Below are 11549 nucleotides of genomic sequence, written 5' to 3'. Positions count from 1 at the left end.
CACTAGATCGCGTGTTTACTGGGACCAAGCTTGAAGCAGCAGCAGGCGGCGGCACAGCTCCTGACGTATTCTGGATCAACGTGCTTCACCTGGATTCTTATGTAGAGGGCGGCATCCTGGCAGACATGACCGATGCGATCGCAGAGTCTGACATCAATGACGCTTACCTCTGAGACACTGGTACAGAACTATGTGCGTGACCGATGTAAACTATGCAGTTCCGAAGGATTTCGATACCAACGCTCTGTGGTACAACAAGGAAATGTTTGATGCAGCAGGCGTGCTTATCCGACTGACGACATGACATATGATGATTTTGTAGCTCTGTGCGCAGAACTCAAAGACAAACTTCCGGAAGGCGCTATATCCGTTCGTTTGCCCGGTAGACTTCCAGACATGGTACTATCAGACCGTATATGCAAATGGCGGCTGGATCATCAGCGAGGATGGAACAGAGACCGGATATGATGATCCGAAGACTCAGGAAGGTATCCAGTGCTGGATCGATCTGATCGATGAAGGATACGCTCCGAGCGCAGCAACCGTTGCTGAGACAGGATCTGACGCTATGTTCCAGGGCGAGCAGGTAGCAATGACATTCGCAGGATCCTACATGGTTCCGGAATATGCAAATAACGACGCAGTAGCAGAGAAGATCGACTGCGTAGAGATCCCGACCTACAATGATATTGAAGACAACTGTATCAATGGTCTTGGATATGCTGTATACGAAGGATCCAAGAACAAAGACGCAGCTATTGATTTCGCAATCTGGCTTGGAAGCAAAGATGCTCAGGATATCCAGGGCGAGTCTGGTGTAGTTATTTCCGCAAGAACAGAGTCTCAGCACCTGTTTGCAGAAGCAAAACCGGAGTACAACCTGGCAGCATACACCAACCACGCAGATATCGCTTACCCGCTTCCGATGGGCGGCGCTAAGACTGCAGAGATCTACGACCTTGAGTCCACATGGCTTACAAAAGCTTACACAGGAGAAATGTCTCTGGCAGATGCCTGCGCAGGTCTGAAGGAAGAGGGCTGACGCACTGCTCGCAGAGTAAGAGAGAAGGCCTTTGATAGAATAAAGTAGGTGAGGAGAATGGCTCAGAAAAGTGCAGTAGCAGCGAGGGCGCCCAAGAAAAGGCGTCCTCCTGGCAGAAACGTGACTGGGTTGCGGCATATATCTTTATCGCCCCGGTTACCCTCGGCCTCTTGGTATTTTACATTTGGCCGTTTTTTCCAGAATATCTGGTTCAGTTTTAATGATGTAAACAAATTTAATATGTCCACCTTCGTAGGTCTGGAAAACTATATCAACCTGTTTTCTGACAAAGAAGTGTGGAAGGCATTTGGAAACTCCCTGAAATACGTAGTCATCACCGTGCCGGCAGGACTGTTTTTATCCATCTTTATCGCAGCGCTGATGAACGCAAAGATCCGGGGAAAATCCATTTACCGTACCCTGTATTTCCTGCCGTCCGTAACCATGTCCGCTGCTGTAGCCAGGTATGGAAATGGATCTACAATGAGCAGATGGGTATCCTGAATACCGCCATCAAAGCAGCAGGCGGAAGCGGCCATGCGTGGCTGACTTCTCCCAGCACCGCTCTTTACTGTATCATGCTGGTAGGACTCTGGATGACTGTTGGTTACAACATGATCATTCTCCTTGCCGGTATGCAGGGAATTTCAGCAACTTATTATGAAGCGGCTGCACTGGACGGCGCAGGCCCGATCCAGCAGTTCTTCAAGATTACGATCCCGATGCTGACGCCTACGATCTTTCTTCGTGTTGATCACGTCTATCATCAGCGGATTCCAGGTATTTGATACCATTTACATGATGATCGGTAAGACAAATCCGGCATACGACGATACCCAGACCGTAGTTATGCTGTTCTACCGTCAGGCGTTCGACTATGGATATAAGGGATACGCGGCAGCGATTTCTCTGTTCATCTTCATTGTCATCATGATCGTGACGGTGATCCAGCTGATCGGTCAGAAGAAATGGGTAAATTACGATTAAAGGAGGAGAGAAAGCATGAGAGGAAAATCGAATATGTATCATTTGATCGTGCATCTGCTCCTTCTTGCGGGGATTGTCATTGTGGTGTTCCCCTTTGTATGGATGGTGCTTACTTCCTTTAAGACCAACGGGGAAGCGCTTCACATTCCGCCGACAATCCTGCCGGAGCAGTTCGTAACGCAGGCATATACAGAGATCTTAGGAGCTCTGCCATTTGCGACCGTATATATGAACACGATCATTTCCACCGTTATTACAACGGTAGGACAGGTGCTGTTCTGTTCTATGGCAGCATATGCATTTGCAAGAATTGACTTTCCATTTAAAAACATTATTTTCGTATTAGTTCTTTCTGTACTGATGGTTCCTGGACAGATCTTCCTGATCCCCCAGTATACCATTGTGCAGAAGCTGGGACTCCTTGATACCATCCCGGCGCTGTTCCTTCCAAACCTGTTCAGTGCATTCGGAACCTTCCTGCTGCGCCAGTTCTTTATGTCACTTCCAAAAGAACTGGAAGAGGCGGCGGTTCTGGACGGATGCAGCCGTTATCAGATCTTTGGACAGATCATGCTGCCGCTGGTAAAACCGGGTATCGTGGCCCTGGTGATCTTCACTGCGAAGTTCGCATGGAATGACTTTATGTGGCCACTGATCGTCAACACCTCTACAGACAAGATGACACTTGGTCCCGCACTTTCCACACTGCGTGGACAGTACACGACCCAGTACCCGATGCAGATGGCCGGCGCCGTTATGGCGGTGCTGCCGCTGATCGTACTGTTCTTCATCTTCCAGAAGCAGTTTATCGAAGGTGTTGCACAGTCCGGTATTAAAGGTTAGAATATCCAATATGAAGGTATGGCCCCAGAGGATCAAATCTCTGGGGCTGTTTTTATAACGGGCCTCTGCCTGTTATGACTATGAAATGACAACTTGAAGGGGGTAAGGCAATGGAGAAACTTTACTGTCTGATCCGCGTGGCGTTTCAGACGAAATTCGCCTATATTAAGGCATTCTGGTTTAATATATTCGGTACGGGCGGTGTCAATTTTGATCTACTACTTCCTCTGGAAATATGTGTTTATGTCCAGAGAGGAGCTGCATGGATTTACCGCGGTGCAGATGACCACTTATGTGGTGCTTTCCCGGACGCTTTCCTCCCAGTTTTCGGGCGGGATCAACAAAGAGTTCGCAGAATGGGTCTATAAGGGAAATATTGTGGTGGAGCTTCTGCGCCCGGTCCATCTGGCGTTTAATCTGTTCGGGAAACGGCTGGGAGAATTTTTCTTCTTCCTGCTGTTTAAGGGCATCCCTATCGGGATCCTGGGAACGCTGCTCTTAGGCGGCTGTGGACCGGCGGGAGTGGTGGAATTTCTACTGTTCTTTGTCAGCGTGCTGGTCTCTATCGGGATTCTTTTCTGGATCGAGGTGGCGGTGGGGATTGTGTCCTTCTTTACCCTGAATACCTATGGCCTTGCCTTTACCAAGAGCGCCCTTTTGTCCATCCTGTCGGGCGGCGTGGTGCCTCTCTTCCTTTTCCCGGAGAGTGTGGCGAGAGTCCTGGACTACCTGCCCTTTGCGGGGATGGTGACCGTGCCGGTCTACACCTATCTTGGGAAATATTCCATCCAGGAGGCGGTGTCCTTTATCGGCCTGCAGGTGGTATGGTGCGTATTGCTGGGCGTATTGGTAATGGCCTTTTACCAGAAAGCGATTAAAAAAGTCGTGGTGCAGGGAGGATAACGAAGATGAAGAGAGTGAGTTATTGCCTGCGGCTGTGGCGGGCCTACCTGCGGGTCGGCTTTCTTACGATGACCCAGTATCCGGCGGATACGGTGATCTTATTGATCTCCATGCTGGTGCGGGAGGCTTCCGGGTTTGTAGGAATCCTGGCGATCGTAGGAGTGACAGGAGGCATGGGAAACTGGAATGTTTACGAAGTCTGCATTTTGTTTTCCATGTGTGCAGTAATTGAGGCCATCGGCCAGGCGTTTTTTGACAATGTGTGGGGCATGGATCACATGATGCGGCGCGGAGAGCTGGACGTATTTCTGACCCGTCCGGCGCCGGTGTTTCTGCAGGTGCTGGGACAGGTCACCCACTTTCAGGCGGTTTTATCCCTGATCATATATGTGGGGATCTTTGTGTGGGCGGCTCTGCAGCTTAATCTTCATATTGGTCTGTATGAGGCGCTGATCCTGGTGGAATATGTGATCTTTGGAACCATGGTAAACTCCGGCATTTATGCCATCTTTAATTTCCTGAATTTCTGGATCGTCCAGGGAGAGGATATTGCGGTGCTGGTGCAGACCTGCCGGGAGTTTGTGAAATATCCGTTGAACGTCTTTCCGGCGGCGATCCAGGGATTCTTTACCTTTCTGCTGCCGCTGGGGTTTGTGGCCTACTATCCGGCCATGGCCCTGCTCGGGAAGACGACTCTGCCGGTGGAACTGATGCTTCCGGCGGTGGGAGTGTTCGTGGTGTTCCTTGCATTTCTGGTATGGAGAGCGGGACTGAGAGGATACAACAGTACAGGAACGTAAGAGAGGAGAAGATCATGCAGATTGAAGTTTCACATCTGGTAAAAGAATATAAGAGAAAAAAGAATCCGGAGAACATGCTGGCTGCAGTAGGCCAGATGTTCCGGCCAAAGTATGAGATTCTTCGGGCGGTCAATGACATTAATTTCGGCATTGAAAAAGGAGAGGCTGTGGGATATGTGGGGCCCAACGGCTGCGGCAAGTCCACGACCATCAAGATGCTGTCCGGAGTGCTGACGCCGACCTCCGGGAAGGTGCTGGTGGGTGGTCTGGAGCCTACGAAAAACCGGCAGAAGATCAATAAAAAGACGGGCATCGTCTTTGGCAACCGGTCGGTACTCTGGTGGGACGTGCCGATCATCGAGTCCTACAAGGTGCTGCAGAAACTCTACGAGATCCCGGAGAAGCGTTTCCAGGAGAATCTGGAAGAATTTGCAGATATCATCGGCATCCGGCAGCTTCTGGGAGTGCCGGAGCGGCAGCTGTCTCTGGGACAGAAGATGCGCTGCAATATTGCGGCGGCCTTCCTGCATGACCCAGAGATCGTCTACCTGGATGAGCCGACCATCGGTCTGGACAGCGAGTCTAAACTCCGGATCCGGGAATTTATCCGCCAGATGAATGAGGAACGGCATACCACCTTTATCGTGACTTCCCATGATTTTCAGGATATCGAATCCCTCTGCAAGAGGATCATTTTGATCAATCATGGGGAAGTGGTAGTGGATGACGGAATCCAGAAGATCCAGAAAAATTATCAGAGCAAGAAACAGATTCGTTTCGAGATGGATCAAAATCCGTGGCTGGAAACAGAAAAGTTTGCCATGGACGGTGTTACGATCCTGGATAAGACGCCTTACAGCCTGGTGCTGGAGTGCGAGATCCAAAAAGTAGACGCAATGGCGGTGGTGGACCAGGTAAGCCGGGCCTGCCAGATCCTGGATATCAGTATCCAGGGACAGGATATCGAGTCGATCATACGGGAGATTGTGACGGAGAGAGGATAAGAGGAAAATGTGGATTTAGCCGTTTACATTATCTTAAAAAATTTTTTACCGATAATATATGGAGACAGACCCTATTTTATTTTCCAGGATGGTGAAAAGATAACACGGTATTTTTCGATGTAAACAAATCTGCAACGAAAAAAGAATCGTCGCAAACAATCTGCAACGAAAAAGAAATCGTTGCAAATTGTTTGCGATGATTTTATACTGGAAGCAGGAGGTGAATAAAATGGGGGAAAAGAACGGTTAGAATATAAAGAAACGATCAATTCCAATACATTTTTGAAAACGGTTAGTGCGTATGCAAATTATGGAGGAGGAAAAATTCTTTTTGGAATTTCAGATGATGGCGAGATTCTGGGAATCCAGGATCCGGTGGAAGCAAAATTAAATCTGGAAAATAAAATCAATGACAGCATCAGGCCGGTACCGGAATATGCCCTGGAAATCCAGGAAGGAGATACCATTTCTTTAACAGTTTTTGAAGGAATGTATAAGCCTTATATGTATAAGGGAAAAGCCTATAAAAGAAATGACACGGCAACGATAGAAGTCGACAGGCTGGAATACAGCAGATTAATCTTAGAAGGGCAGGGGCAGTCTTTTGAAGAATTGCCGGCGCTCCGGCAAGAACTTACATTTTCCAGACTAGAGGAAGAGTTAGTCCGGGTTTTGGAAGTGGAGAAGCTGGATAAGGATATTTTGAAGACGCTGGAACTATATTCTGAAAGAAAAGGTTATAATAACGCGGCGGCGCTTCTTGCAGACAGAAATGATTTTAAAGGCGTAGATATGATCCGGTTCGGAAAAGATATTGATGAGATTATGGACAGGGAATCTGTAGAACAGGTGTCGCTGTTGATTCAGCTTGAGAAGAGTATGGGAATGTACCGGAAATATTATCAATATGAAAAAATAGAAGGCGTGGAAAGAAGAACGATCGAGAAGATTCCGGAGAAAGCCTACAGGGAGGCAATTGCCAATGCGCTGGTCCACCGGGCATGGGATGTAAAAGCATCTATCAAAGTAAGTATGTTTGAAGACCGGATTGAGATCAGTTCACCCGGAGGTCTTCCGGCGGAACTAAGCGCGGATGAGTACGTGAATGGTCAGGTATCCATTTTACGAAATCCGATCATAGGAAATGTTTTCTTCCGGTTAAAATATATTGAAAAATTTGGGACAGGGATTCTGAGAATTAATCATTTGTATCGGAATTCTATCAAAAAACCAGATTATAAAGTGTTTGAGAACTCTATTAAAGTGGTCTTGCCGGTGATGGAAGAACTGGGCAAATTTACAGAGATGGAAGTGGTTGTCTGGAGGCAGATGCAGGGGCAAAAAGAAATGACCAGGGTACAGATAGAGAGGAACACAGGAATAAAGAAAGACACTTTGCTTCGAATACTGAATGGAATGATAGAAAAAGGTTTCATCCAGAAGACAGGCGCCGGAAGAGGAACGAAATATATTCGAAATGTCTCGACGGATAATTAGAGATTTTCGTTGCAATCGATTTGCAACGAAAAAAGAAATCGTCGCACGACGATTGCGACGATTCCGAAAAACGGGGGCTACTCTTGTTGCTCTTCAGTCTGTGAGGTTTCCGGCTGATACCTGGCAAAGATCTTGAGGAAGATCTTTCCCGTGATCCAGGCGGTCAGGGAAAAGCCGCCTGCCATGCTGACTGCCACCACGATTCCCAGAGTCAGGATGCTGCGGGTCATGATGAACCACACAAGTCCGAAGTACAGGAGGAGAAGCGCGGTCCAGGGAAGGTGTCCCAGGCACATGTACAGCGCATTTTTCACCACCTGCTTCGTGGTGCATACAAAGTAGGCCAGGATGGGCCAGAGGTAGAGAAACATGGCGGCCAGCACCAGAACGATGGTGTAGAACAGGATGCTTAAGATCTGTCCCATGCTTCCGCCCATAGAACCGATGATCAGTCCGTCATACTGCAGAAAGAAGAAAAGGATGAGACAGATGAGCCAAAGAATGGTTCCCTGCTTGAAATTTGCGCAGAATGCTTTAAAATATCTCTTGAGGACATATCCGTCCTCTTTACGGATCATCTTAAAGCTGACCGTGTAGAGCGCTGAAAGCGCGGCGCCCACTGTAAAAATGGGAATGCAGCTTAAGATGAATACCACATTTAAGATCAGATAGTCGCAGACCCTGGCGAGGAACTGCATCACGGAATTTTCAGGATTCAAAAAATTGCTCATAAATATATGCCTCCATATCGTAAAGACGTGAAAAACGCCTGTCTGGTCATAAAAACAGTATACTGAATATGGGGGTTAAAATCAAGAAACGGGCGGGGGAATGATTATGAAAAATCTGTGAAGGAAAGGAAGTATGACATGCTGGACAGACGTTACGAAGAAACCATGACAAAAAAAGAGCGGAAAGCCTTCGAAAAAGAAAAGCTGGGCCAGATGACAGGAAAAGAAAAGCTGGAATATCTCTGGATGTACTATAAGGTCTGGCTGTTGATCCCGGTCGCCCTGATTGTAGCAATTTACCTGGGAGTGACCATGTACCGGGGGATGAATGAGGAAATCCTTTTGAACCTGGTGCTGATTGACAGCACCGCAAACGATTATGAAGAACTGTCCGAAGAACTGCGGGAATCTCTGGGAGCCGATAAGGACAATCAGACCGTCCGGGTAAATGGAAATATTACCTCCGGCGCATATCAGGGGGAGGCTGCATTTTCTACTTTAATCGGAACAGAGTCAGCAGATGTGGTCATCTGTCCGGAAAGCTTTTACCGGCAATATGAAGGCGACGTGCTGGAAGAGGCAGCTGTCGTGACAGATAATCAGTGGCTGCAGGAAAAAGCCGGCATCGAGTATGAGCCTGTTTATATCTGTATTGCAAAAAATACGCCGAATCCGGAAAACGCCCAGGCGTTTGTTGATAAAGTGGAAGAATAAAGCTTACAAAGAAATATTAATATTTACGCACTTAATATATTTACATAAAAGGAGAGAGAAAAATGAGTCAAAGCAGATTAAGTGAGAGACTGGATGAAATGAAAGACGAGATCCTGGAAGGGATCCAGAAAAGTGTGCAGATCGACAGTGTAGCAACGGAAGCAGAGGAGAATGCGCCTTACGGCCCCGGACCAAAAGCGGCCCTGGACTTTGCCCTGCGCCTGGGAGAGGAACTGGGATTTCGTACCGGCAATGTAGATAACCATGCCGGGTATGTGGAGTATGGAGAAGGCGAAGAGATGGTGGCTGTTCTGGGTCATATGGACGTGGTTCCCACCGGCGACGACTGGAAATATCCGCCCTTTGGCGGCGAGATTCACGATGGCGTCATGTATGGAAGAGGTGTAGTAGACGACAAAGGCCCGACCATCGGGGCGATCTATGCGCTGAAGGCAATCCGGGACCTGGATCTTCCCATTGACCGCCGGATCCGCGTCATTTTCGGAACCAATGAAGAGAGAGGCAGCAGCTGTATTCAGTATTATGTAGAAAAAGGCGAGGAGCAGCCGGTAATGGGAATCACGCCGGACGCAGAATTTCCGCTGATCTTCTTTGAAAAAGGCATGACCAACGTCACAGCCGGCTGTAAAAATCCGGCGCAGGGAGCCATCAAGGTGCTGGAGTTCCAGGGAGGAACCGTCCATAATATCGTGCCCCTTCACTGCCGTCTGGTTCTGGAAGGCGAGCATGAGATCCCGGAAGCAAAGGGCGTGACTGTAACAAAAGAAAATGGCAATACGGTTCTGGTATCGGAAGGCGTCAGCGCACACGGAAGTACGCCGGCGCTTGGAGTCAACGGCATCAGCCTTCTTCTGGATGCAGTAAAGGACCTGGAGATCGGCGGCGACTACCAGAAAGTGTTTGATTTCCTCAGAACCCACATCGGACACGAGACCAACGGCAAGGGTCTTGGCATCTGCTATCAGGATGAAGAAACCGGCGAGACAACAGTAAACTTAGGCGTAATCGAAGGAACCGAGAAAGATATTCATTTCGTCCTGGATATCCGCTATCCGAAAAATGGAAAGAAAGAAGAAGTGCAGGCGACGCTGGAAAAACAGTTTGGAGAAGCAGGTCTTGAGATCCTTTCCATCGATCACACGGATATGCTCTATGTGCCGAAGGATTCCGAACTGGTGCAGAAGCTGATGAAGGTATACCGGGAGGGAACCGGGCAGATGGACGCTCAGCCCAAAGCGATCGGCGGCGGCACCTATGCCAAGATGTTCAAAAACATGGTAGCCTTTGGCCCGATTTTCCCGGGAGATCCGGATGTAGTACATCAGCCCAACGAAGCGGTAGAGATAGAGAAACTGATGCAGTCCATTAAGCTGGTGGCAGAGGCCATGGCCGAGATGGCAAGAAAGTAAAAGAAAAGATGGAGAACCATAAAAGAGGGAACGGCGGACCGCTCCCTCTTTTTTTAGAAATGTTAAGTGATATTATCAGTAGGCTTTCCGGATTCTTTTTCTTCCTTAAGCTCCTGGAGCTGCTCCGGGGTGATGCCGGTTTTCTCGATGATAAATTCATCTGAAACACTGCCAAGGAGATTGCGGGCGATAGAAAGGATGCCCTGCGAAATACCTTGCGAAATACCTTGCGAAAGGCCTTGGCGGATTCCATCAGCCAGCCCGTCGTTATACAACATTTGTCCTAATTCTGTCATTTTGGTCATTCCTTTCAACTTTTTCATGGCGCTCTGGTCAAGAAACTTTGTAGCCAGAGCGTAGGTAAGTGCTTCTAAGTTTCTTTGATCTTCCTTCTCCAGAGGTTCTTCCTAATATTTATTATTCTGAGATATCATCTGATGCGGCTTTTTCTTCCTTAAGCTCCTGGAGCTGCTCCGGGGTGATGCCGGTGATGGCAAGAATAGCATCGTCCGGGATTACACCAATGGAATTCTGTACCACCTGCCGGATGCCCTGCGAAATACCTTGCGAAATACCTTGCGAAAGGCCTTGGCGAATTCCATCAGCCAGCCCGTCATTATACAACATCTGTCCTAATTCTGTCATTTTAATCATTCCTTCCAACTTTTTCATGGCGCTCTGGTCAAGAAACTTTGTAGCCAGAGCGTAGGTAAGTGCTTCTAAGTTTCGTTGGTCTTCTTTCTCCAGCGGTTCTTCCTGGAGATAGCGAAATGTTTGGGTGACCCGGTCCTCCATGGGCATCGCTCCGCCCATGAGGAGACTAAGCGTCAGGGGCACCAGATCCTCTTTTGTAAGCGGTTCCCCGCAGTCCTTTTTACGCTGCAGATTTTCGAATAAGTCGTTCGCATTCCGGTCCGACATGAGAATGGGGTGGATGCGGTAGGTGTTGAGCCCTTCGGTGAGCTCAGTCTTTGGCTGCCGGATCTGTCCGGAGTAAAGCACATAAGTAGTTACCGGCACGCCGTACTGCTGGCTGGTGACGGCTTCGTAAGTGCGGAAGCGTCTTAAGTCAGCCACGCCGCCGTCGCTGCTCTGGAATTCAAAATGGATCCAGGATCCGTCATCCATGATCAGATTGAAGTCTTCGTACATCCGGTGAAGTTCCAGATGAATGGATTCTGTGGGAGCAATCCCTGATACAGTCCCGGTGATGTTAAAGTAGCGGAGCAGTTCATCGGCAAAACACTTTGCGGCTCTTTTGAGGACCTTGTCCTCGGTCTGGTTTCGTTTATCCATAGGGCGCCTTTCTGTCCGCCCATACAGAGAAACTTTTCTATCTTCACTATAGCAAAAAAGAGGGGTACAGACAACGGAAAAAGAAGTATTGTTGAAAAGTTACATTTAAAGTTACATTTCTGGAATGTTTCCCGAAAGGGGAAAGAATTACAAGAAAATAGAAAAATATGCGGGGGTATAAGAAGATCCCGCAAATGAAGAGTTGCAGCGGAGGATAGAATGTTTCCCGGTACAGGCCCGCTGTCTGTACTCATTATCATAAAAAGAAGGGGCGGGGATGTCAAGAACACGCGATCTAGTGT

General features: G+C 48.3%; 11 protein-coding genes and 2 pseudogenes. 10 read left to right on the top strand and 3 right to left on the bottom strand.

What is annotated here, in order from left to right; genetic code table 11:
* The first annotated feature begins 433 nt into the window (after positions 1-433).
* The 8 genes and pseudogenes from ABGT54_RS00735 (at position 434) to ABGT54_RS00700 (ending at position 7076) form a co-directional block, all read left to right on the top strand.
* The gene (locus ABGT54_RS00735; protein WP_346662402.1) at positions 434-1042 is read left to right on the top strand and encodes an extracellular solute-binding protein; all 609 of its coding nucleotides are present in this window, start codon (positions 434-436) and stop codon (positions 1040-1042) included.
* Positions 1043-1182: 140 nt separating this feature from the next.
* Positions 1183-2029: pseudogene (locus tag ABGT54_RS00730) on the top strand (sugar ABC transporter permease).
* 15 nt (positions 2030-2044) lie between these two features.
* On the top strand, positions 2045-2872 hold the full coding sequence (locus ABGT54_RS00725) for a carbohydrate ABC transporter permease (RefSeq protein WP_204907875.1): 828 nt from the start codon (positions 2045-2047) through the stop codon (positions 2870-2872).
* Positions 2873-3082: 210 nt separating this feature from the next.
* Positions 3083-3775, top strand: coding sequence for an ABC-2 family transporter protein (locus tag ABGT54_RS00720; protein WP_346662400.1), 693 nt, complete (start codon positions 3083-3085; stop codon positions 3773-3775).
* 5 nt (positions 3776-3780) lie between these two features.
* Complete coding sequence (locus tag ABGT54_RS00715) at positions 3781-4575, top strand: ABC-2 family transporter protein (RefSeq protein WP_204907873.1); 795 nt, start codon at positions 3781-3783, stop codon at positions 4573-4575.
* Between the two features lie 14 nt (positions 4576-4589).
* Positions 4590-5579, top strand: a complete 990-nt coding sequence (locus ABGT54_RS00710) for an ATP-binding cassette domain-containing protein (protein WP_346662399.1) — start codon at positions 4590-4592, stop codon at positions 5577-5579.
* A gap of 252 nt (positions 5580-5831) precedes the next feature.
* Positions 5832-6113: pseudogene (locus tag ABGT54_RS00705) on the top strand (ATP-binding protein); the annotation flags it as partial.
* Positions 6114-6371: 258 nt separating this feature from the next.
* Positions 6372-7076: an ATP-binding protein gene (locus ABGT54_RS00700; protein ID WP_346662401.1), complete on the top strand. Its 705-nt coding sequence runs from the start codon at positions 6372-6374 to the stop codon at positions 7074-7076.
* 77 nt (positions 7077-7153) lie between these two features.
* Here the strand turns inward: ABGT54_RS00700 and ABGT54_RS00695 are convergent, their stop codons facing one another.
* The gene (locus ABGT54_RS00695) at positions 7154-7807 is read right to left on the bottom strand and encodes a DUF624 domain-containing protein (RefSeq protein ID WP_204929660.1); all 654 of its coding nucleotides are present in this window, start codon (positions 7805-7807) and stop codon (positions 7154-7156) included.
* A gap of 138 nt (positions 7808-7945) precedes the next feature.
* Between ABGT54_RS00695 and ABGT54_RS00690 the strand changes: the two genes are divergently transcribed.
* A complete protein-coding gene (locus ABGT54_RS00690) occupies positions 7946-8521 on the top strand; it encodes a hypothetical protein (protein ID WP_346662398.1) in 576 nt (191 codons plus the stop codon).
* A 62-nt stretch (positions 8522-8583) separates the two neighbouring features.
* A complete protein-coding gene (pepV, locus tag ABGT54_RS00685) occupies positions 8584-9951 on the top strand; it encodes a dipeptidase PepV (RefSeq protein WP_346662397.1) in 1368 nt (455 codons plus the stop codon).
* A 62-nt stretch (positions 9952-10013) separates the two neighbouring features.
* On the opposite strand, the gene ABGT54_RS00680 is transcribed toward pepV, so the two are convergent.
* Complete coding sequence (locus ABGT54_RS00680) at positions 10014-10247, bottom strand: hypothetical protein (RefSeq protein ID WP_346662396.1); 234 nt, start codon at positions 10245-10247, stop codon at positions 10014-10016.
* 121 nt (positions 10248-10368) lie between these two features.
* Complete coding sequence (locus tag ABGT54_RS00675; protein WP_346662395.1) at positions 10369-11247, bottom strand: hypothetical protein; 879 nt, start codon at positions 11245-11247, stop codon at positions 10369-10371.
* Between the last annotated feature and the right edge of the window lie 302 nt (positions 11248-11549).

Origin of the sequence: uncultured Merdimonas sp., from assembly GCF_963929015.1 — a bacterium.
Taxonomy (GTDB): Bacteria; Bacillota; Clostridia; order Lachnospirales; family Lachnospiraceae; genus Merdimonas.
Note: the sequence above shows the minus strand (reverse complement) of the source record. Positions and strands in the feature narration are given on the sequence as shown.